The sequence below is a fragment of the Thermosulfurimonas sp. F29 genome (assembly GCF_019688735.1).
Classification (GTDB): Bacteria; Desulfobacterota; Thermodesulfobacteria; order Thermodesulfobacteriales; family Thermodesulfobacteriaceae; genus Thermosulfurimonas_A.
Genome location: NZ_JAIFYA010000002.1, coordinates 229,284 through 250,575 on the forward strand (window position 1 = coordinate 229,284; position 21,292 = coordinate 250,575).

Below are 21,292 nucleotides of genomic sequence, written 5' to 3' on the forward strand. Positions count from 1 at the left end.
CCTTTAAATTTCGGTGCGGGAAAGCCGCCACACCGGGGCGCAAACGGCCTGGTAAATATCCCGGGCAAAGTTCACGAAGCCCCGAAAACCGGCGTAGGGCCCCTTTTCGTAAGAGTGGGAGTTAAGCGTTGGCACACCGAACTTGCGCACGAGATACTTCTCCTTGAGACCGGTGAGAAAAAGATCGGGCCTGCGGGTCTCTATCATTTCTTCGATCTCGAACTCGTTGGGATTGTCTATGACGAGAAGACCGGGTTTTGCGCGTTCGTTTATCTTGGCGTAGTCCTCCCTGTGGCCGAAGGTGGTCATGACCGCCACCACCTCCATTCCCAGTTCCTCCATGACTTTGATCCAGTGCCACACCCGCGGGGCCCCCACATAGATGGCTACCCGCTTTCCGGAAAGCCTTTCCCGATACCAAGAAAGGGCCGCCTCCACCGCCGCGGTTTCCTCTTCAATGATCTCTTCAGCCCGCCGTTTCATCTTTTCTTCCCCGAACCAGGCAGCCACATCCCACAGGGCCTTAGCGGTCTGCGAAAGTCCAAAAAGACTCACCCGCACAAAGGGCACCTCAAAGCCCTGCTTGATGAGCTCGGCAATATAGGTGGCTGAACGCTGGCAGTGCACGATGTTGAGCCTGGCGTCCGGAAGGCGGAAGAGGTCTGAAAGCCTTGCGTTTCCGGTAAAGACATTGAGTATCCTCAGGCCCAGCTTCTCGAAGAGGGGGACCACCACGGCTTCGTCCCAGTCAATGTTGTATTCCCCGATCAGGTTCACATCGTAGGAGGTCCTCTCCTCCTCGGGGAGTACCACTTCCGGGTGTTTCTTTCGGTACTCTATGAGCCACTTGTAGAATTGGAAATTAAACTCGTGGTGTCCTTTAGACTGGGAGACTCCGCAGAAGCCCGGGGAGGCGCAGGCAAAGACGGGTTTTCCGACTTCGGCCGAGACCTCACGGGCCACCTGCTCTATATCGTCGCCGATAAGGGCGGTGGAGCAGGTGTTGTATATGACGGCCCCTCGGGCTCCGGGATTGAGCCGAAAGGCCTCAAGAAGGGCCCTTTTTAATTTTTCCGCTCCGCCGAAGATAATGTCCTGTTCGGTCATGGCCGTGGTGTAGCAGTGGCGGCGATGGTGGGCCTCGTTCTCTAACACCCCGGGGGCGGCCCAGCCGTAAAGATCCCCCAGATGCCGGCGCGTGCCCCAGGTGTAGTAGGCACAGCCCACCGGAGCATGTACCATCTGAATCACATCCACAATCGGTCCGCCCACGACCCCGCGGGCACCGGCAAAAGCTCACCCGCGCTCGGTGAGATCGCCCGGCACCGTGGGGGCGTTGCACCTGGGTAGCACCTTCTTATCTTCATCAACGAGGTAAATGTGTTCGGTCCTTTCGGGGATGCAGGCGTTACATTTCATCGGATAGTAACCCATGGCTTCCCTCCTTCGTTTAGGATGAGAGGGCGGCGCAGAAGGCCGCCTGCGGAAGGTCCCCTTCGCCGGGGACCCCTGCGGCGTCGGCCCGGCAGCGTCGGCAAGAGAGGAATTGCGGCATGAAACGCGAAGCCAGCCTGCGGGCCCAGCGAAGTTCCGTCTCCGTGGGCGGTCGCCGATGGCGGAAATGCGCAAGCGGAATGAGAGGTATGATGTTCATGAGATGAGCTCCAGCCTCCCATACCCGCCGGGCGATTTCGGCCACCTCCACATCGTTTATTCCCGGAACAAGCACGGTGTTGACCTTGACCCTTAAGCCCGCTTCCGCCGCCGCGGCAATGCCTTCCAACTGCCGGGAAAGGAGAAACTCCGAGGCTTCCCTGCCGGAGAGCCTTTTTCCCCGGTAGCGCACCCAGAGGTAAACTTTTTCGGCGGTTTCCGGGGTTGCGGCGTTTACCGTGACCGTAAGAAATCGCACTCCCAGATAAACCAGATCTGCAAGTTTTTCTTTAAGGAGAAGTCCGTTGGTGGAGACGCAGAATTTAAGTTGCGGGAAGCTTTCCCGCACGCGGGATAGGGCCTCGAAAGTTTCCTCGTTGGCCAGCGGATCCCCGGGACCGGCCACACCTACGACTTCTATACGGGGCTCAAGGGTAAGTACCGTTTCCACATAGGCCGGGGCCTCTTCCGGGGAAATCACCCTGCGGGAGGCCCCGGGACGATTTTCGCTTACGCAGGCGTAGCGCCGGTCGCAGTAGGCGCACCGGACATTGCATCGCGGAGCCACCGGAAGGTGAAGCCTTCCCACGAGCCGGTGCGCCTCCTCATCAAAACAGGGATGTCTTATCATCTTGAAACCTCCTTTCGCTGTTCTTTAAAAAAGAGCGGAAAGGCCCGTCTCACCGGTGCGCACTCTCAGGACCTCCTCCACCGGGAGCACGAAGATCTTGCCGTCTCCGTGCTCACCGGTCTGATTTACCCGGATGATTCTCTCCACCACCCTGGGGACCATGGCCTCCGGCACCACCACCGAAAGGAGCCTTTTAGGTATAAAGGCGTAAGAGGTGGTCTCGAGCTTCTCGGCCACCTCAGGGCTTACCCGATAGGCGAGCTCCTTGAGCCTTCCTCCCTGTTTCCCCCGGCCGAGGACCTTAAAGGCCGTAAAGGAGGAAAACCCCATCTCCTCAAGGGCCCTTTTGGTAGAAAGCATTTTGTTGGGTCTCACGATGGCGATTATTTCCTTAAGGATCATGATTCACCTCCTAGAGTTCGGCCTTTCCGGTGCGGATGGTGTAGGCCTCCTCCACCGGGGAGACAAATATCTTGCCGTCTCCGAAGCGCCCGGTACGGGCGGCCTCTATCACGATGCTGCAGACCCGTTTGACCTCCTCGTCCGGCACCACCAGGAGAAGGAGGCTTTTGGGAAGCTCGTCATAAACCACCTCCCCCACGGCAAGACCCCCCTGCTTTCCGCGCCCCACCACATCCACCCGGGTGAGCGCGAGGAATCCCTCCCGGGCCAGGGCCTCCACCACCTCTTCCGTCTTTTCCGGCCTTATTACGGCTTTGATCATTTTCATGATGTCCCTCCTGCAAAGTTTTTGTCCCCTTAGGCCAGACCGTACTTCATAACCAGGGCCTCGAGCTCGTTCATGGAAAGAGGCCGGGGAATTACCAGATCCCGGTTTTCGATGATGCGATGGGCAAGCTCTCTGTAAGCCTGGGCCTGAGGATGTTCGGGGTCGTATTCCACCACGGTCTTACGGTTGAATTCGGCCTTCTGCACGATGTTGTCCCGGGGGATAAACATGATCATCTTAGTGCCGAGCCGTTCGCAGAACTCCTGCATGATCTCCTCTTCCCGGTCCACCTTCCGGCTGTTGCAGATGATTCCTCCGAGGCGCACTCCGGTGCGCTGGGCGTACTTCACCATTCCCCGGCAGATGTTGTTGGCCGCATAGATGGCCATCATCTCCCCGGAGGCCACGATGTAAATTTCCCGGGCCTTACCCTCGCGAACCGGCATGGCAAACCCCCCGCAGACCACATCTCCGAGCACATCAAAGAAGAGGAAGTCCAGGTCCTCGGGGTATCCCCCGAGCTCTTCCATGAGATTTATAGCGGTGATGACTCCGCGCCCGGCACATCCCACTCCCGGCTCCGGCCCTCCGGATTCCACACACCGTATCCCTCCAAAGCCGGTCTTTACCACCTTGTCCAGGGTGAGGTTTTCCTCCCCCTCCTCGCGCAGGAGATCCAGCACCGTCTCCTGTGGCTTTCCTCCCAGGATGAGACGCGTGGCATCGGCCTTGGGGTCGCAGCCGTGGATCATGACCTTCTTGCCGTAGTAGTAGGCCAGAGCCGCGGCCAGATTCTGAGTGGTGGTGGACTTCCCTATACCTCCTTTTCCGTAAATACCTATCTTTCTGGTTTCTCTTCCCATAGGTCCCTCCTTGCCTCGATCTTTATGGCCTCAGGGAAGCAAGGAGGGTGCCACAGACCGAAATCCTCGAATAACGGGATTTTCCGGGCAAAGAGCCTCTTTTGACAAAACTCACCTGGAGCCTTTGGGAGTTTCGTTTGGAGGTTTTGTAAGTTTTTTTCGCCGGAGTGGAACGGTTTTTGCTTTGAATTCCAGGTGATGCGACTCCTGGACACTACCCTGAGAGAGGGAATTCAACGGTGGGGAGTATATTTCCCTCTCGGGGTAAGAAGGGAGATCGTGAAGCGCCTTGCGGATATCGGGGTGGAGGAGGTCGAACTCGGGGTGGTGGGAGAGGAGAAGTTGCGGGTTCTGATTCTTGCGGCCCGGAGGGTGTGCCCCAAGGCGCGATTCAGCATCTGGTTGCGATTGCGGAAGGAAGACATAGAGCGGGCCGCGAGGCTTCCGGAGGTGGGGTTTAACCTGGGGGTGCCGGTCTCCGGGATACAGCTTGAGCGCAGGTTGCGGCTCACCCCGGAGGCCCTCCTTAAAAGAACGGAGGAGATGGTGGCGCTGGCTGCCTGCTACTCTCCCTGCGTAACCCTTGGGCTTGAGGACGCCTCCCGGGCTGACAGGACCTTTATTTTTCAAATTTGTAGAGTGGCTATTACGGCCGGGGCCAGACGGATAAGGATCTCGGATACCTTGGGCCTTCTCAATCCCCTGGAGGTGGCGGACCTAATACGGGATCTCAAAAAGACCTTCCCCGGAGCCGAGGTGGGGTTTCACGGGCACAACGACTTCGGCCTGGCCACGGCCAACGCCGTCTCGGCCCTTGCCGCCGGAGCGTCCTGGGTGGATGTAAGTATTCTGGGGCTTGGCGAGAGGGCCGGCATCGCCTCCCTTGAAGAGGTTATGGCCTATCTCTATTTCCGAAAAGGCCGAAAACATTACCGCATCGAGCTTCTCCCGAAACTTTCCCATTATGTGGCCTGGCAGGCCGGAGAGATTATTCCGGAATTCAGACCCGTGGTGGGCCGGAAACTTTTTTACTGCGAAAGCGGCCTCCATGTGGAAGGACTTAAAAAGGCTCCGGAACTCTACGAACCCTTCCCTCCGGAAACCCTCGGGCTTAAGAGGGAACTATCTCTCGGAGCCAAAAGCGGGCGGGCGGCGCTTGCGGCCCTGCTTGAGGAGTGGAATCTAGATCTTCCCGTAGAAAGAATCGAAACTCTGGTAAGAGAAATCCGCAAACTCTCCTCCAGACTGGGCCGACCGTTGAGTAAACAGGAGGTGAAGAAACTGATCCGGACTATAATCGTCTAATATTTGTCAGTTTTGCTTTTACGGAAATGTAAAAATGAAGACACTGGAAGCCCTGAAGCTGGAGGTCCTTTACGCCGCCCACGAGCTTATAGGACAGGCTCTGGAACTTGAGAGGGCTCTGCGCCGGATCCTCCGGATACTCGGGGAGAAACTGGACATGAAGAGGGCCTCTATTGTGCTCTGGGACGAGGCATCGGAACGGCTCAAGATCAAGGCCTCCTACGGTCTGAGCCCGGAGGAGGAGGCCCAGGGAATTTACGAGATCGGGGAGGGTGTGACCGGGAGGGTTTTTGTCTCCGGGGAACCCTGTGTGGTCTCGGATGTGAGCCGGGAGCCGCTCTTTTTGAACCGCACCGGGGCCCGTAGTCTCGCCAAGGAAGTGATCTCCTTTATTGCGGTGCCCATCCGGATCGAAAACGAAATTCTGGGTGTTCTATGGGTAGACCGGCTTTTCGGGTATCAGGTGGCCCTGGAGGAGGATGTAAAGTTCCTGGAGGTGATGGCCTTTCTCATCGCTCAATTCATAAAACTCAAAAAGAAAGTGGAAGCCAGAGAGATCCGTCTCCGGGAGGAAAATCTGGATTTGAGGGATGAGCTGGAAGCCCGTTTCAGTGAATTTATGTATGGTTCCCGCAGTCCGAGGATGAGGGAGGTCCTAAGTCTGGTCAGACAGGTGGCTCCCACCCGGGCTACGGTGCTGCTTCTCGGGGAGTCCGGAACCGGAAAGACCCTTACAGCCAGACTTATCCATGAACTCAGTCCCCGACGAGGGAAACCCTTTGTTAAGGTAAACTGCGCGGCCCTTCCGGAGAATCTCCTTGAGGCCGAGCTCTTTGGCTACGAGAAGGGGGCCTTTACCGGAGCGGTGGCAAGCAAACCCGGACGCTTTGAAATAGCCGACGGTGGAACGATATTCCTGGACGAGATCGCGGAATTGCCCCTGCCGCTTCAGGGCAAACTCCTGCGTTTCATCCAGGACCGGGAATTTGAACGCCTGGGAAGTACCCGGACCCGGCGGGTGGATGTGCGCATCATTGCGGCCACCAACCGGGATCTGGAAAAACTCGTTCGGGAGGGAACCTTCCGTGAGGATCTATTTTATCGCCTCAATGTCTTTCCCATCTACATTCCCCCGCTTCGTGAGCGCCGGGAAGATCTTCCGGGCCTCATCAAGTTTATTCTACGCCGTATAGAGCAAAATTACGGCCGGAGACTCGTCCTTTCCCCCGAGGCCCTGCGGAGACTTGTAGAATACCCATGGCCGGGGAATGTACGGGAGCTGGAAAATGTGCTGGAGAGACTTTTTATCGTGTGCGAGAGGAACCCCGTGCCCGAGGAAATGGTTTCCCGGCTTTTAGATCGTGAAGAAAAATCCGGAGAAGATCCCTCTGCGAAGGGGCCTTTTTTTCCTCCCGAAAGGGAACCGTCTCCGGAGGAGATCCTGGAGACGCTTCGAAGGAACGATTTTATTATAGCCCGCGCGGCCCGGGAGATGGGTCTTTCTTTCCGGCAACTAAGATATCGAATCCGGAAACTGGGACTGGAGAAGTACTTTTCCGTTCGGAAGGGAAGACCACCGGCCGGAAAAACGAAAGGGCTATCCCCAAAAGACAAAGGGGGCGGGTAACCCCGCCCCCGGATATTATTACTTCCCGGCCTGCTCGCGCATCTCCTGAGCCATTTCCTTGATCTCGGCCAGGGTCTTTTTCATCTCCGCCCAGCCGTACCAGTGGGAGTAATCCGGATTCATGTGGAAGGCCCCCTGGAAGGTGCGCATCCGGTATTCCATGAACATCATGTAGAGCTTCTGCTCGATGGGATAGGGCGTTTCGTAAAAGCGCAGGAGGTCGGGGTAGGGATTGCCGTCCTTGTGTTTGATGATCCCTTCCCGGGCGAGATCGGCTACGATTTCAATGGCCTGGGCCATGAGTTTGTCCGCGGCCTTGAGCATCATGTCCGCCTGGTGGAGCTGCTCATCCACGAAGTTTACATTGTGACACTGCATACAGATCTTGCGCATCCGGTCGCGCTCGGCCTGCCATTCCTCCTTGCTGAGCCGGGCCACCTTTCCGGCCTTGACCACCTCCAGCCGCTTGGTGAACTTTCCGTCCGGGGTGAGCACATGGAGGGCCTTAAGGATGGTCACCCGATAGCCCCACCACTCCTTGTCATCCTCGGGAACCCGCAAACCCAGAAAGCCCCAGGCGGTCATAACCCGGTGGTCTCCGTTGGGCATGTGGCAGGTCTGACACCGGGGGCCGCGACGTTCCTCGATGGGACGCCCCAGAAGACGGTCGATGATGTAGGCCGCTCCGTGCTTGGAGGTGGACCACATCTCCCACTGCGGATGGTCAAAGCCCATGTGACAGGTCATGCAGGCCTCCGGCTCGCGGGCCTCCTTCACGGAGAAGGCGTGCCGGGTATGGCAATTCTGACAGTCCATGGCGTACTTGGGATAATAAGGGTTCTTTTTGGCCTCCCGGGTGGCCCCGAGAGAGTGACAGCCCCCGCATCCCTTGCGGCCCTTGGTCACCGGACCGGGCTGCATGTGGGTGGTGGGCATGGCCTCCATGGCTATCCAGCCCAGAAAGTGTTTTCCGGACATGTACTGTTTGGCCTGCTTGGGATGGCAACGCTTGCAGGTCTCAATGGTTGGGAGTTTGGCCTTATCCACATCGTCTGCACTCATGTGGGATTTTCCGTGGCAACTATAGCAAGCAAGGGCCTTGGACATCTTGGAACGGTGAAAGTCCTTCACGATTCCCGGTGTGACCCTGGCATGACATTCCTCACATTTGGAGGGTCGAGCCTGACTCAGAGAGGGCCAGGCCAGCGGTAAAACGAATAACATCAACCCAAAAAATCGTAAAAATACCTTTTTTCTCATAAGCCCCCTCCTTTTAAATTTTGATTTTTCCCTTATCATAAAGCCATAGAATTGCATTTGACTTAAGTCAAGGGATGGCTGAAGAACTCCCCCGCATATACGACGAACTTTCGGAAAGGATAAAAAGTCGCCCCCTGAGCGTTCTGGATCTGGATCTACGGCACCTGACCCACCTTTATCTGGAGGAACTGGACCGACTTCTTCCGGCTCGATTCGAAAAGGCCTCGGAGTACCTCTGGTTTACCTCCTACCTTCTCTATCTTAAAAGTCGATTGCTTCTGCCCCGGGAAGAAGGCCCTCCGGAGGAGAAGGTCGAGGAAGCTCCTGTTGGGACCTTCGAAGGGAATGATGCCCTGGGGGAGGTTCTTCTCTCGCGGGAAATCCTGGGGTGGGATGTTTTTTGTGCCCCTCCTGCCGCTCCGCCGGAGCCGGAGCTCGAGGCCGACCTCGGAGGCCTGATAGCGGCCATGGCCCGGGTGCTAGAAAGAGAAAACCCTCCCACCGTGGAAATCCGGCGTCTGGAACCTCTCTTCAAAAAGATGGCGGTCTGGCTCAGAGAAGAGCTTATGGCCAGGAAAAGATTGATCCTCAGCGAATTGTACAGAGAACTTGCGGATCGTTCCGAAAAACTGGCCCTCTTTCTGGTTCTTCTCGACCTTTCTTTTCGAGAATTCTGCCTTCTCGTGCAGAATGCACCCTGGGGAGAGATAGAAATTCTTCTCCGGGAAAAGGATCTTTAGATCCGGGGAGAAAATCCCCGCAAAAAGGGGAAAAATTCCCCGCAAGTTTAGGCCACCGAGGAAGGTCAAGGTTGACTTTAAAATGACTTTTTGTCTTATATAGAGCCATGCCGTACACGGTAGCCCACGATTCCGAAAAATGTGATGGTTGTCTTTCCTGCGTTTCCGCCTGTGCCGAGGCTCACGAGGGGGTGGCCAACTGCTGGGTGGTCAAGGTCGGGGACAAGTTCGCCTACTTTTCCTGTATGCAGTGTAAGAAGCCGCAGTGTGAGGCGGCCTGTCCCACCGGGGCCATCCGGCGGGAGGACGGGGTGGTGCTTCTGGTGCGGGAGATCTGTGTGGGGTGCGTCAATTGCGTTTACGCCTGCCCCTGGGGGTTTCCCCAGTTCAATCCCGCCACCGGAAAGGTCAACAAGTGTGATCTCTGCAAGGAGAGGGTGGCCGCGGGAGAGAAACCGCACTGTGTGGCGGCCTGTCCCAATCAGGCCCTTGCGGTGAAGGAGGTCAAGCCGCCGGCCAAGAAGCCGGCCAAGAAACCGGCGGCCAAGAAGGCGGCTTCGGGCAAGGAGGGTTAGGGTGGGGGAGACGGTTCTGGCGGTTAAATATCTACCGATTCTGATCCTGGCGGCTCTGGTCTGCGTGATAGGGCTTTCCATGATCATCGTCAACCAGATCCTCGGTCTGCACCGACCCTATCCGGAAAAGAGGACCCGGTACGAGTGCGGTCTCCCGCCCTCCGGCGAGCCCAGGCACCCCTTTTCGGTCAAGTTTTACGCTATAGCCATACTTTTCGTGGTCTTCGATGTGGAGGCGGTGTTTCTCTATCCCTGGGCGGTTTCCTTCGGGAAACTGGGGGCCCTGGCTTATGTGGAAATGGTCGTCTTCATTGTGCTCTTGCTGGTGGCCTATGTCTACGCCTGGATCAGGGGGGCTTTTCAATGGGAGTAGAAAAACACACCGTAGAGGTAGCTCCGGATGTACGCCACATTCCCGGCACACCGGCCTTTATTACCCCTCTTGACAAGCTCATTAACTGGGCCCGCACGGGATCACTATGGCCCATGACCTTCGGGCTGGCCTGCTGTGCCATCGAAATGATGGCCACCGGCGCCAGTCATCACGATCTCGATCGTTTCGGGATCATCTTCCGGGCCTCACCCCGGCAGGCCGATGTGCTGATCGTGGCCGGGACGGTGACGAAGAAGATGGCTCCGGTGGTGCGCCGGGTCTACGATCAGATGCCCGAGCCCCGGTATGTGATCGCGATGGGCAGCTGCGCCTGTTCGGGAGGCGTGTTCCGCACCTATTCCACGGTGCAGGGCTGTGACGAGTTTCTCCCGGTGGATGTCTACATCCCCGGCTGTCCGCCGCGCCCCGAGGCCCTGATGTACGGGCTTATGAAGTTGCAGGAAAAGATCCGGCGCGAGGCCGGACGCTGGGGATTCTGGAGATAGGCCATGAGCGTGGTGGAAAAGTTAAAAGAGCGCTTCGGTTCCGCGGTGTACGGTGAAGAGGTCTCGGTAGATCAGACCAGCGTTTATGTGGAGCGGGAGAGGGTGGTGGAGGTGATGCGTTACCTCCACGACGAGCTCGACTTCAAGCATCTGGCGGATCTGTGCGGGGTGGATTACCTGGGCTGGAAGGGAAAGGGGAAGAGACCGGAGCGTTTTGAGGTGGTCTACAACCTCTATTCCCTTTCCCGTAGGGAGCTTCTGCGGGTGAAGGTGGCCGTTCCGGAAAACGATCCCCGGGTTCCCTCGGTTACGGGCATCTGGCGGGTGGCCAACTGGTTCGAGCGGGAGTGTTACGACATGTTCGGGATTCGGTTTGAGGGGCATCCGGACCTCCGGCGCCTTCTCATGCCGGAGGACTGGTCCGGGCATCCCCTCAGGAAGGACTATCCGCTTGAGCCCGAGGAGGAGTGGCCCGGATATGAGGAGCTTCGGAGGAAGGCCCGTGAGCTTTCCCGCTACGAGTGGGGAGATCGGCGGGTGAGGGGGGGATAGCATGGCACCCACGGTGGAGATTCGCAGTCGTCAGATCGGCCATCCGGAGTGGGAGGAGCCCTTTGTGGTGAACATGGGGCCCCAGCATCCCTCCACCCACGGGGTGCTCCGGCTCTACCTCGAGCTTGACGGAGAGAACATCGTCCGCTGTGATCCGCGGATCGGTTATCTCCACCGGGGACTTGAGAAACTTTCCGAAAATCTCACCTACAGTCAGGCCCTGGTTCTCACCGATCGGCTGGACTACATCTCCTCCGCGGCCAACAACACGGGATACTGTCTGGCGGTGGAAAAGCTTCTGGGGCTTTCCGTTCCCCGTCGGGCCAGGTTGCTTCGCACCATCGTCTGTGAAATGGCCCGTATTTCCAGTCACCTTTTGTGGCTGGCCACTCACGCGCTGGACATCGGGGCCATGACGGTCTTCCTTTACTGTTTCCGCGACCGTGAGTGGTTGCTGGACATCTACGAGAAGATCTGCGGGGCCAGGCTCACGGTTAGTTACACCCGTATCGGGGGCGTGCGCCTGGACTTTACCTCGGAGATCGTGGACGAGCTCTATCGCTTTACCGAGGAATTCCCCGGTCGCATCACCGATTACGAGACCCTGATTGATGTGAACCGGATCTGGCTCAAGCGCACCAGGGGCATTGCGGTGGTGCCTCCGGAAAAGGCCCTGAATCTGGGGCTTACCGGTCCCTCCCTTCGGGGGTCCGGGGTGCCCTACGATGTGCGCAAGTTCCGTCCTTACGATGCCTACGACGAGGTGGAATTCGAGGTTCCGGTGGGGAAGGTGGGCGACACCTACGATCGGTACCGGGTGCGCATGGAGGAGTTGCGTCAGGCCAACCGGATCATTCGGCAGTGTCTGGACAAACTTCCGGAGACCGATGGGGAGCCGGTGGTGGCCGAGGGCGCACCGGATCTTCTGATGCCCGAGAAGAAGAAGGTTCCGCAGGCGGCTCCTCATCCCAAGAAAGGGTTTCTGGTCAAGGGGGCCGAGGTGCCGGTGGTGCCGGAGGGGGAGGTGTATGTTTCCATAGAGGCCCCCAAGGGGGAGCTCGGCTACTACATCGTGAGCGACGGGTCGGGGAGACCCTGGCGGGTGCGGGTGCGGGCGCCTTCTTTCGTACACATTTCGGCCATTCCCGAACTGGTAAAGGGGCACATGGTGGCGGACATTATCGCGGTGATCGGAACCCTGGATGTGGTGCTCGGGGAATGCGATCGATAGGGGAGGTAGGGGATGGGGGAGATCCTTAAGGCTATACTTCCGGGTCTGATCCTGGTGGTCGAGGCGCTGATACTTCTCGTGGTGGCGCTCCTCCATGTGGCCTACACCACCTATGCGGAGAGAAAGGTCATCGGGCGCATGCAGCAGCGTCTCGGTCCCAACCGGGTGGGTCCCCGGGGACTTCTTCAGCCCATCGCCGATGTCTTGAAGCTTCTCACCAAGGAGGACATCGTACCCCAGGGGGCCACAAAAAGCCTCTTTTACCTGGCCCCCTTTATTTCTCTGGTGGCAGGGGCCACCAGTCTGGCGGTGATTCCGGTCTGGCAGAAGTTCGTTCTGGCCAATGTGAATGTGGGGCTCCTGGTGATTCTGGCCCTGAGCTCACTTTCCTCCTACGGGGTCATCCTTTCAGGCTGGGCCTCCAACTCCCGCTACGCCTTTCTGGGAGGGCTGCGGGCCTCAGCCCAGGTGGTCAGCTACGAGGTGGCCATGGCCCTTTCCCTGGTAGGGGTCATGCTGATGGCCGGATCCATGAACCTTTCCGACATCGTTCGGGCCCAGGTGGCCAGTCCATTCAAGATTTACGCCATTCCCCAGATCGTGGGTTTCTTCGTCTTCATGGTTTCGGCCATTGCGGAGACCAACCGGGTGCCCTTCGATCTTCCGGAGGCGGAAACGGAGCTCGTGGCGGGATACTTCGTGGAATACAGTGGAATTCGGTTCGGTCTTTTCTATCTGGCGGAGTACTTCGGGATGGTGGTGATGAGCGCCGTGGCGGTGACCTGTTTCCTCGGGGGCTGGGCCGGTCCCTTCGAGGTGCCGGGTATACCCTTTTTCTGGTTCCTGGTGAAACTTTACGCCCTTCTCTTTTTCTACATCTGGGTGCGGGCCACCCTTCCCCGTTACCGCTACGATCAGCTCATGGGGCTGGGCTGGAAGGTTTTGATTCCCCTTTCGCTTCTCAATATTCTGGTTACCGGGCTGATCAAGCTCTGGGTGTAAGGAGGGGAGATGAATCCGGTTCGAACCATATTTCTCACCGAGATCGCCAGGGGATTGCTTCTCACCCTGCGCAAGATGTTCTCCCGGCCGGTCACGGTGCAGTACCCCGAGGAGAAAAAGCCGGTGGCCCCGGGATTTCGCGGGCGTCACGCCCTGGTGCGGGATCCGGAGACGGGTCGGGAGCGTTGCATCGGCTGTCTTCGCTGTGCCAAGGTCTGTCCCTCGAAATGCATTTACATCGAGACCGAAAGGGATCCGGAGACCCGGCGCATGGTGGTCAAGCGTTACGATGTGGAGGTGTTGCGTTGCGTGTTCTGCGGCTATTGCCAGGAGGTCTGCCCGGTAAACGCCATCGTGCTCACCGAGTTTTACGAGTACGCGGGGTACAGCCGCGAGGATCTTTATTTCGATAAAGAGAGGCTTCTCAGGAACTGGGACGAATTCCTGGTGACCCAGAAGCGACCCTACTTCAATCCTTACTGGAAACCGCGCGGGATACCGGAGAAGATGCTTCCGGCTCCTAAGAGGAAGGCGGAGGGGGTGTAGGGTATGGAGAAGGCACTTTTTGCCTATCTGGTGCTGGCCATTCTGGGAACTTCCCTTCTGGTGGTTACCTCCAGGAATGCGGTAAAGGCGGTGCTCTGGGCCCTGGTTATGTTTTTACACCAGGCCGTGCTTTTTCTCACCCTTCAGGCCGAGTTTCTGGCGGCCATTCAGGTCCTGGTCTATGCGGGAGCGGTGCTGGTGCTCTTTCTCTTCGTGGTTTACATGATCAACCTTCGGGAGGAGGTACGATTTCCCCGTTTTGTGGGGACTTCGCCGTGGGCCTTCCTGGTGGTGTTTTTCCTTCTGGTTCTCTCCGGAGCGGCGCTTTCCGGGTTCAGGGTGGCTTCCTCTAAGGGAATTCTTACCCCGGCGGCGCTTCTTTCTCGGGGGCATGTGCGTATTCTGGGAGAACACCTTTTCAGGGAATACATTCTGGCCTTTGAGGTGGCCGGAGTGCTGCTTCTGGTGGCGGTCCTGGGAGCCGTGGTGCTGGTAAGGCGTCTCAGGGAGGTGGAGAGATGATTCCCCTTCAGTGGTATCTTTACCTGGCTCTGGCGCTTTTTGGGGTGGGGCTTTTCGGTTTTGTGGCGCGCCGGAATGTGATCATCATGCTCCTTTCCATAGAGATCATGCTCAATGCGGCCAATGTGGCCCTTGCCGCTTTCGGCACGGCCATGCAGGATGTGGCCGGGCATATCGTAGTATTTTTCGTGATTGCCGTGGCCGCGGCGGAGGCGGCCATAGGGCTTTCCCTGGTGGTGCTCCTTTACAAGAGGTTCCGTGAGGTGCACATGGACGAAGTAAAGATGCTCAAGGGGTAGGGCCATGCATGCCGAGACCGCAAAATACGCAAGCGACGCACTCCATTATGTAGTCTGGATTCCCGGTCTTCCGCTTCTGGCTTCGGTGATCACCCTTATTTTCGGCAGGCGTTACATTCGGGACAAGGCCCACTGGCTTCCCTGTGCGGCGGTCTTCGGGTCCTTTCTCCTTTCCCTGAAGGTGCTGTGGGAGGTCATCCACGGCACCTGGGCCAATTTCGATCTCTTTACCTGGCTGGCCGCCTCCGGAATTAAGGTGGGGGTGGGGTTTCAGATCGATCCCCTTTCGGCCATGATGCTGGCCATGGTCTGTTCCCTTTCCTTCCTCATTCATGTGTACTCCATCGGCTACATGGCCGACGATCCCGGCTATTATCGGTTCTTTTCCTACATCTCTCTTTTCACCTTCTCCATGCTCATGCTGGTTTCGGCCAACAACTTCCTGCAACTCTACTTCGGCTGGGAGGCGGTGGGGCTCTGTTCCTATCTTCTCATCGGTTTCTGGTACGAGAAGAAGAGCGCGGCGGATGCGGCCAAAAAGGCCTTTATCGTGAACCGTTTCGGGGATTTCGGATTTGCCCTGGGGGTGTTCCTGGTCTTCGTGTTCTTCGGGAGTCTCTACTATCAGGATGTTTTTACCCGGGTGCACGACATTGCCGGACGGCACCTGAACCTCCTGGGGCACGAGGTAGCCGTCCCCACCCTGATAGCCCTTCTCCTTTTCTGCGGGGCTCTGGGCAAGAGCGCTCAGTTTCCGCTGCATGTGTGGTTGCCGGATGCCATGGAGGGTCCCACTCCGGTTTCGGCCCTGATTCACGCTGCCACCATGGTGACCGCCGGGGTCTTCATGGTGGCACGGTGTCACGCCATTTTTGAGCTCTCGCCGGTGGCCATGGCCGTGGTGGCGCTTGCGGGAACCATAACCTGTTTCATGGCCGCCACCATCGCCCCCACGCAGTTCGACATAAAACGGGTAATCGCCTATTCCACCCTCTCCCAGCTGGGCTACATGTTCATGGCCTGCGGGGTGGGGGCCTTTGCCGCGGGTATGTTTCACCTCTTCACCCACGCTTACTTTAAGGCGCTGCTCTTTCTGGGGGCCGGAAGCGTGATTCACGCCATGCACCACGCTCCGGATCCCAACGACATGCGTTACATGGGAGGGCTTCGGAGGTACATGCCCGCCACCTACTGGACCTTTCTCATCGCCTCGCTTTCCATCTCCGGAGTACCGGGCCTGGCCGGATTCTTCAGTAAGGACGAGATTCTGGCCTCGGCCTTCTTTTCCGTGTATCCCTGGGGGCGGTGGGTGTGGGCGGTGGGCACCTTTGTGGCGGCCCTTACGGCCTTTTACTCCTTCCGGGTGGTCTTCATGGCCTTTCACGGAGAGTTCCGCGGGCGCGAAGTGCTCCACGGAAAGGAGCCCCACGAGTCTCCCAAGGTTATGACCGTTCCGCTGATGCTCATTGCCATCGGAGCCGTGGCCGCGGGCTGGGTGGGTATTCCCGAGGTCCTGGGAGGAAGCAATCACTTCGCGCATTTTATGGCTCCGGTGCTCGGACATCCGGAATTTCGGGTGCCCGCCGGGTTTGAGCATTCGGAAAAGGCCCTGGAGTTCGCTCTCATGGGCGTATCCACCCTGGCCGGCCTTTTGGGGATTGCCCTGGCCTGGCTGGTTTACATCCGCCGTCCCTCGCTTCAGCAGCTGGTACCTCAGAAGTTGCCGCTTTTCTACCGTTATCTCTATCGGAAGTGGTACTGGGATGAGATCTATCTCTACACCATCGTAAAACCCACCCTCTGGGTTTCCCGGACCTTTGTGGGGCTTATCGTGGATACCTTCGTCATCGAGGGGACCGTGAACGGGGTTCCGGAGGCGGTACGGCTCGGTGGTAGCGGGCTCAGGCGTTTCCAGTCGGGGGTGGTACAGTACTATGCCCTGATCATGGCCTGCGGTGCTCTGGCCCTATTCGTGTTGCTACACTATTACTTTTAGGCGGGGTTAGCCTATGATGGATCTTAAGATGGCGGAATTTCCCTTGCTTTCACTGATCATCTGGCTTCCGGTGGCGGGTGCGGCCCTGCTCTTCGTGGTGCCCCGCAGGGCGGAGGGGCTTATCAAGGCCCTGGCCCTGGTGGTGGCACTGGCGGACTTTGCGGTTAGTCTCCCTCTGTGGTTCTCCTTCGACAGGGGTTTTTCGGGTTTCCAGTTCGTGGAAAAGCATCCGTGGATAAAGGCCCTGGGGGTGCAGTACTTCCTGGGGGTGGACGGTATAAGTCTTCTCTTCATCCTCCTTTCCGCCCTTATCACCATCCTCTGTATTCTTATCTCGTGGGAATCCATCACGGAGAAGGTCAAGGAGTTTTACATCGCGCTTCTTCTCACCTCGGCGGCCATGATCGGGGTCTTCTGTGCGCTGGATCTCTTCCTCTTCTACATCTTCTGGGAGGCCATGCTCATTCCCATGTATCTCATCATTGGTATCTGGGGAGGTCCGCGGAGGCTCTACGCCACCATTAAGTTCTTCCTCTATACGCTGGTGGGCTCGGTTTTGATGCTCATCGGTATTATCGTGATTTACTTTAAGGCCGGGACCTTTGAGATCCCCTCTCTCATGCGGATGGGCCTTCCCTACGGCTTACAGATCCTTCTCTTTCTGGCCTTTATGGCGGCCTTTGCGGTCAAGGTGCCCATGTGGCCGGTGCACACCTGGCTTCCCGACGCCCACACCGAGGCCCCCACGGCCGGTTCGGTGATCCTGGCCGGAATTCTCATCAAGATGGGGGCGTACGGATTCCTGCGCTTCTCCCTGTCCTTTTTCCCCAAGGCCACCCTGGCCCTGGCGGTACCCATGCTGGTTCTTTCCATCGTGGCCATCATCTACGGGGCGCTGGCCTGTCTGGCTCAGAGTGATCTCAAACGGCTCATCGCCTATAGCTCCGTAAGTCACATGGGGTTCGTCACCCTGGGGATCTTTTCTCTCACCGCCAACGGGATGGAAGGGGCCATCCTCCAGATGGTCAACCACGGGGTGGTCACCGGGGCGCTCTTTATGTGCGTGGGGATCGTTTACGACCGTACGCACAGCCGGGAGATCTCCCATTATGGAGGCCTGGCCACGGTCATGCCGGTTTATGCGGCCTTCTTCCTGGTCTTCACCATGGCCTCCATCGGTCTTCCTGGGACCAACGGGTTCATAGGCGAGTTTCTCATCCTGCTGGGCACCTTCCAGGCCAAGAAGTGGGCGGCGGCTTTTGCCGCCACCGGGGTGATCCTGGGCGCCTGCTACATGCTCTGGCTCTATCAGCGGGTCTTCTGCCAGAAGATAAACCCGACCATAGCCGGACTTCCGGACATGAAGTTGCGCGAGACGGTGGCTCTCCTCCCCATGCTCATTCTGGTCCTCTGGATCGGGATCTATCCCAAGCCGTTTCTTTCCTTCATGCATGTTTCGGTGAACGGTCTGCTTACCCATGTGCATTCAGCCGGTCCGGTACTCTCTTTAAGCCAGCTCATAAAGGAGGGGCTCCATGCCGTTTTCGCTGGTTAATCTCAAGGCTGTATCGCCCGAGATATTTCTCATCGTGGTGGCTTCGTTTATGGTTCTTTTCGATCGGGCGGTTCGGGCCAAGGCCTTTTTCTTCTGGCTGGCCCTGGTGGGGACGGTGCTGGCCTGGTGGCTGTGCCGGGAGAGCCTCGGAGGGGCCTTTGCCTCCAGTTATGTGGCCGACCACTACGGGTTCTTCCTGAAGACCGTATTTCTCCTGAGTCTTTTCCTTTCTATTCTGATTTCTCCGGTTTACGCGGAAAGAGAAGGGTTTCATTTCGGGGAATATTACGGGCTCCTTTACTTTGCGGTGTGCGGAATGATGTTCATGGCCTCGGGAACGGATCTTCTGGTCATTTATCTGGGACTCGAGCTGATGAGTCTTTCCATCTATGTGCTGGTGGCCATGGGATTTCGTGATCCCCGGAGTCTGGAGGGGGCGCTCAAGTATTTCCTTCTGGGGTCGCTAGCCTCGGCCTTTCTGGTTATGGGGTTGGCCCTTATTTACGGTCTTTCCGGAAGTCTCAATCTTTTTGAAATTCAAAAAGCTCTATCCGGGATATCTTCCCGTACGGCGCTCCTTTCCGGCATTCTCTTTTTCCTGATCGCTCTCGGTTTCAAGGTGGCCATGGTGCCCTTTCACATGTGGGCTCCCGATGCCTACGAGGGGGCTCCCACGCCTATCACGGCCTTCATGTCCGTGGCGGCCAAGGCGGCCGGTTTTGCGGCCTTTGGAAGGATCTTCCTTCTCGCCTTTGCTCCCGCGCACGAGCTCTGGGTGAAGTTCCTCGTGCCTTTTGCGGTGCTCACGATGTTCGTGGGTGCGATGCTCGCGGTGGTTCAAACCAATATCAAACGCATGCTCGCTTACTCCTCCGTGGCCCACGCGGGTTACATTCTTCTGGGGCTGGTGGCCGGCACCCGTGAGGGGCTTTCCGCGGTCCTTCTTTACCTGTTTATCTACGCCTTTATGAACATCGGGGCCTTCGGTATGGTGACCCTGCTTCAGCGGGAGGCGGGGATAGGGGAGAACATTTTCGATTATCAGGGTCTGGCCAAGCTGTCCCCGCTTCCGGCCTTTTTCATGTTGCTTTTCATGTTTTCTCTGGCCGGAATTCCGCCCACCGCCGGATTTATCGGAAAATTTTATGTGTTCCGGGCGGCGGTGCACGCCGGATATCCGGTGCTGGCGGTGCTGGCGGTGCTGGCGAGCACCATAGCCGCCTATCCCTATCTTAGGATCGTCATGCTCATGTACATGAAGGAACCGGCGGGGGAGATTCGCACTGCTTCCTCACCCTATCTCTGGGCGGCTCTGGGGCTTTCCGCCCTGGGGGTGCTTCTTATCGGAATCTATCCGGGCTCCCTTATCCATACGGTATTTTCCAGCGCCTTCTGATCACTACGGGTTCAGTTCGAACCGGATGGGGATGGTGAACTTTCTGGGGAAGGGCCCCAGAGTGGGGGGCGGTGCAGGAAAGGGGGCGGCCCGGTGCACCATCCGGAGGGCCGCGCGATCCAGCACCCGATGACCCGATCCCTTTAGTATCCTCAGGTCCACCAGTTCCCCGGAGGCCCCGATGGTTACGGCCAGAATAACCCGTCCCTCATATCCCCGGATCCGGGCCAGTCGCGGGTAATAGCGGTGTGAGGCGATGCGGGCCAGAAGCAGGCTCACATAAGAGGTCTCCGCCTGCTCATCGAGGGAGGAACCCGGACGGGCACTTCTCTCCGGAGAGGCCGGGCCGGTTTGAGATGTGCGGTGTGTCGGGGGTGAAGGGCCCTCCCGGGGGGAAACCCTTTCGGAAGACTTTGCGGAGGCGGGTTTTCGGGGAGAAGACCCCGACCCGGAGCGGTTCCTGGCGAGGTTTTCTGAGGTGCGGGATCGGGATCTGTTTTCGGGGGATGGCGTGCCCCCCGAGGGGGGACCCGTTTCGGGAAGAAGGGGTTTCGGCTTAAGGGAAGTTGGAGGAGAAATCGGGGGTTTTCGGCGTAGGCGGATTCTTTTCGGCGGCGAAGGGGAGCGCAGGCGATGGAGCGATTTCCGGGACTTCGGTTTCGATGAGCGATGGCGGGACCCTGAGGACGGGAGGGAAGGGGAGGGGTGAGCGTTTCCTTTCCCGGGAACAAGGAAGATTTCAAGGGAGGTGCCGGACCTTTGCGGGGCTCGTCTTTCGGTCCGGGGAAGACCGTAAAGAATAGCCAGGTGGAGGAGAATAGAGAGTGTGAGAGCCAGAAAAAAAGAGAGACCGGGAGGAGTTTCTCTCATGGTTTGGGCCGGGATCTTACGGCCAGGGCCACTCCTCTGGCTCCGGCTCTGCGGGCCACCTCCATGACCGAGACCACCGCCTGGAGGGGGGCGCGGCGATCGGCCCTAATGAGAACCGAGCGTGTCTTACCGCTAGCGATTTTCCGGTTCAGGAGATGCTCCAGACCTTCCGTGGAAAGAGGCCGGCCCTCGAAGAAGATTCCTCCCCTTCGATCCACCTCCACCACTATGGGCCCGGTAACCGGAGCGGAGGTCCCGGCCTCGGGAAGTTCGAGTTTTAGACCCGTGCGGGAGACGAAGCTCGAGGTGAGGAGAAAGTAGATCAGGAGGAGGAAGACCACATCGATAAGGGCGGCCAGGGGCACGACTACCCGGGGACGGGATCTGTATCCGAGCTTAAGCATGTCGCGTTCTTTCGTGAAGGGCCTTGAGAACCACGGCTCCGGCTTCTTCCAGTTCGGCCCGGATTCTGGCCAGGCGTCCTTCCAGCAGGGAAAGTCCCACCATGAGGGGGATGGCCACGGTGAGTCCCACCGCTGTGGTGAGCATGGCCTCCCAGATCCCCCCGGCCAGATCCGAGGGAGTCACCCGGGCGCCCAGGGCTTCCACGGTTTGGAAGGCCCGAATCATTCCGAGCACCGTACCCAGGAGTCCCAGGAGGGGGGCCACATTGGCCATGAGGGCCAGAAATCCGAACCCGCGGGAGAGACTCTCGAGTTCCCTCTCGGCGGCGAAGGAGAGGAGTTTTTCCGTGACCTCCGGATCGGTCTCCCCTAGGGAGAGACCCTCGTGAAGCATGCGGGCCACCGGCCCCGAGGCCCTAGCGGCCTCGGCCCTCGCGGCCTCGAGTCCATCGGTGAGTATTCTTTCCGCTACCCTTTCGGCAAGCTCGCGAGCGCCCCGGGGGGCCAGAAGAAGATAAAAGAGCCGTTCCAGAAATACGGCCACCCCCAGGACCGAGACCGCCGCAAGCGGTCCCATCACCAATCCGCCCTTTTCGAATAGCCAGTTCACATTTGGCACCCTGTTCCCCCAGGGGGAATTTCAGGCTAAATCTACC

At 58.3% G+C, this 21,292-nt stretch carries 25 protein-coding genes; 16 read left to right on the forward strand and 9 right to left on the reverse strand.

All coding sequences use genetic code 11. From position 1 onward, the window contains the following. Positions 1-3: 3 nt before the first annotated feature. The 5 genes from K3767_RS05765 to nifH are packed head-to-tail and all read right to left on the reverse strand — an operon-like array spanning position 4 to position 3,877. The gene (locus K3767_RS05765) at positions 4-1,434 is read right to left on the reverse strand and encodes a nitrogenase component I subunit alpha (RefSeq protein ID WP_255592314.1); all 1,431 of its coding nucleotides are present in this window, start codon (positions 1,432-1,434) and stop codon (positions 4-6) included. 16 nt (positions 1,435-1,450) lie between these two features. Further along, on the reverse strand, positions 1,451-2,284 hold the full coding sequence (locus K3767_RS05775; protein WP_221172619.1) for a radical SAM protein: 834 nt from the start codon (positions 2,282-2,284) through the stop codon (positions 1,451-1,453). Positions 2,285-2,308: 24 nt separating this feature from the next. After that, a complete protein-coding gene (locus tag K3767_RS05780) occupies positions 2,309-2,686 on the reverse strand; it encodes a P-II family nitrogen regulator (RefSeq protein WP_221172620.1) in 378 nt (125 codons plus the stop codon). Positions 2,687-2,696: 10 nt separating this feature from the next. Then, positions 2,697-3,014 carry a P-II family nitrogen regulator gene (locus tag K3767_RS05785; protein ID WP_221172621.1) on the reverse strand — a complete coding sequence of 106 codons (318 nt, stop codon included), beginning with the start codon at positions 3,012-3,014 and terminating at the stop codon, positions 2,697-2,699. Positions 3,015-3,043: 29 nt separating this feature from the next. After that, positions 3,044-3,877 (reverse strand): nitrogenase iron protein, encoded by an 834-nt coding sequence (gene nifH / locus K3767_RS05790; RefSeq protein WP_221172622.1) that lies wholly within the window; start codon positions 3,875-3,877, stop codon positions 3,044-3,046. Between the two features lie 198 nt (positions 3,878-4,075). Here nifH and K3767_RS05795 point away from each other — a divergent pair, with 198 nt between their 5' ends. Together K3767_RS05795 and K3767_RS05800 are read left to right on the forward strand one after the other, a co-directional pair. Beyond that, complete coding sequence (locus K3767_RS05795; RefSeq protein ID WP_255592352.1) at positions 4,076-5,182, forward strand: LeuA family protein; 1,107 nt, start codon at positions 4,076-4,078, stop codon at positions 5,180-5,182. Positions 5,183-5,216: 34 nt separating this feature from the next. Then, a complete protein-coding gene (locus K3767_RS05800) occupies positions 5,217-6,809 on the forward strand; it encodes a sigma 54-interacting transcriptional regulator (protein ID WP_221172624.1) in 1,593 nt (530 codons plus the stop codon). 18 nt (positions 6,810-6,827) lie between these two features. Here K3767_RS05800 and K3767_RS05805 read toward each other — a convergent pair whose 3' ends face one another. Further along, complete coding sequence (locus K3767_RS05805) at positions 6,828-8,069, reverse strand: multiheme c-type cytochrome (RefSeq protein WP_221172625.1); 1,242 nt, start codon at positions 8,067-8,069, stop codon at positions 6,828-6,830. Between the two features lie 74 nt (positions 8,070-8,143). Between K3767_RS05805 and K3767_RS05810 the strand changes: the two genes are divergently transcribed. The 13 genes from K3767_RS05810 to K3767_RS05870 all read left to right on the forward strand — a co-directional run bounded on the left by K3767_RS05810 (position 8,144) and on the right by K3767_RS05870 (position 19,362). Further along, positions 8,144-8,809 carry a hypothetical protein gene (locus K3767_RS05810; protein ID WP_221172626.1) on the forward strand — a complete coding sequence of 222 codons (666 nt, stop codon included), beginning with the start codon at positions 8,144-8,146 and terminating at the stop codon, positions 8,807-8,809. Positions 8,810-8,916: 107 nt separating this feature from the next. Next, entirely contained in the window at positions 8,917-9,384 is a 468-nt protein-coding gene (locus tag K3767_RS05815) for a 4Fe-4S dicluster domain-containing protein (RefSeq protein ID WP_221172627.1), read from the forward strand. 1 nt (position 9,385) lies between these two features. Beyond that, positions 9,386-9,757 (forward strand): NADH-quinone oxidoreductase subunit A, encoded by a 372-nt coding sequence (locus K3767_RS05820; RefSeq protein ID WP_255592315.1) that lies wholly within the window; start codon positions 9,386-9,388, stop codon positions 9,755-9,757. Continuing rightward, positions 9,748-10,263, forward strand: a complete 516-nt coding sequence (locus K3767_RS05825; protein WP_221172628.1) for an NADH-quinone oxidoreductase subunit B family protein — start codon at positions 9,748-9,750, stop codon at positions 10,261-10,263. Before K3767_RS05820 ends, K3767_RS05825 begins: the two co-directional genes overlap by 10 nt. Before the next feature lie 3 nt (positions 10,264-10,266). Then, the gene (locus K3767_RS05830; protein ID WP_221172629.1) at positions 10,267-10,815 is read left to right on the forward strand and encodes an NADH-quinone oxidoreductase subunit C; all 549 of its coding nucleotides are present in this window, start codon (positions 10,267-10,269) and stop codon (positions 10,813-10,815) included. 1 nt (position 10,816) lies between these two features. After that, positions 10,817-12,046, forward strand: coding sequence for an NADH dehydrogenase (quinone) subunit D (gene nuoD, locus K3767_RS05835; protein WP_221172630.1), 1,230 nt, complete (start codon positions 10,817-10,819; stop codon positions 12,044-12,046). Positions 12,047-12,058: 12 nt separating this feature from the next. Then, positions 12,059-13,048 (forward strand): NADH-quinone oxidoreductase subunit NuoH, encoded by a 990-nt coding sequence (gene nuoH, locus K3767_RS05840; RefSeq protein ID WP_221172631.1) that lies wholly within the window; start codon positions 12,059-12,061, stop codon positions 13,046-13,048. Between the two features lie 9 nt (positions 13,049-13,057). Continuing rightward, entirely contained in the window at positions 13,058-13,594 is a 537-nt protein-coding gene (gene nuoI, locus K3767_RS05845; RefSeq protein ID WP_221172632.1) for an NADH-quinone oxidoreductase subunit NuoI, read from the forward strand. 3 nt (positions 13,595-13,597) lie between these two features. Next, positions 13,598-14,116, forward strand: a complete 519-nt coding sequence (locus tag K3767_RS05850) for an NADH-quinone oxidoreductase subunit J (RefSeq protein ID WP_221172633.1) — start codon at positions 13,598-13,600, stop codon at positions 14,114-14,116. Continuing rightward, positions 14,116-14,415, forward strand: a complete 300-nt coding sequence (nuoK, locus tag K3767_RS05855) for an NADH-quinone oxidoreductase subunit NuoK (RefSeq protein ID WP_370630447.1) — start codon at positions 14,116-14,118, stop codon at positions 14,413-14,415. Before K3767_RS05850 ends, nuoK begins: the two co-directional genes overlap by 1 nt. Before the next feature lie 4 nt (positions 14,416-14,419). Then, the gene (gene nuoL / locus K3767_RS05860; RefSeq protein WP_221172635.1) at positions 14,420-16,411 is read left to right on the forward strand and encodes an NADH-quinone oxidoreductase subunit L; all 1,992 of its coding nucleotides are present in this window, start codon (positions 14,420-14,422) and stop codon (positions 16,409-16,411) included. Between the two features lie 16 nt (positions 16,412-16,427). After that, positions 16,428-17,966 carry an NADH-quinone oxidoreductase subunit M gene (locus K3767_RS05865; RefSeq protein ID WP_370630448.1) on the forward strand — a complete coding sequence of 513 codons (1,539 nt, stop codon included), beginning with the start codon at positions 16,428-16,430 and terminating at the stop codon, positions 17,964-17,966. Next, positions 17,947-19,362 (forward strand): NADH-quinone oxidoreductase subunit N, encoded by a 1,416-nt coding sequence (locus K3767_RS05870; protein WP_221172637.1) that lies wholly within the window; start codon positions 17,947-17,949, stop codon positions 19,360-19,362. The genes K3767_RS05865 and K3767_RS05870 overlap by 20 nt, the downstream gene beginning before the upstream one ends. 3 nt (positions 19,363-19,365) lie before the next feature. Here the strand turns inward: K3767_RS05870 and K3767_RS05875 are convergent, their stop codons facing one another. Further along, the gene (locus K3767_RS05875; RefSeq protein WP_221172638.1) at positions 19,366-19,641 is read right to left on the reverse strand and encodes an energy transducer TonB; all 276 of its coding nucleotides are present in this window, start codon (positions 19,639-19,641) and stop codon (positions 19,366-19,368) included. Positions 19,642-19,720: 79 nt separating this feature from the next. On the opposite strand from K3767_RS05875, the gene K3767_RS05880 reads away from it, so the two are divergent. Then, on the forward strand, positions 19,721-20,071 hold the full coding sequence (locus tag K3767_RS05880; protein WP_221172639.1) for a hypothetical protein: 351 nt from the start codon (positions 19,721-19,723) through the stop codon (positions 20,069-20,071). A 157-nt stretch (positions 20,072-20,228) separates the two neighbouring features. Here the strand turns inward: K3767_RS05880 and K3767_RS05885 are convergent, their stop codons facing one another. Then, positions 20,229-20,636, reverse strand: coding sequence for a biopolymer transporter ExbD (locus K3767_RS05885; protein WP_221172640.1), 408 nt, complete (start codon positions 20,634-20,636; stop codon positions 20,229-20,231). Further along, the gene (locus K3767_RS05890; RefSeq protein WP_221172641.1) at positions 20,629-21,246 is read right to left on the reverse strand and encodes a MotA/TolQ/ExbB proton channel family protein; all 618 of its coding nucleotides are present in this window, start codon (positions 21,244-21,246) and stop codon (positions 20,629-20,631) included. The genes K3767_RS05885 and K3767_RS05890 overlap by 8 nt, the downstream gene beginning before the upstream one ends. Between the last annotated feature and the right edge of the window lie 46 nt (positions 21,247-21,292).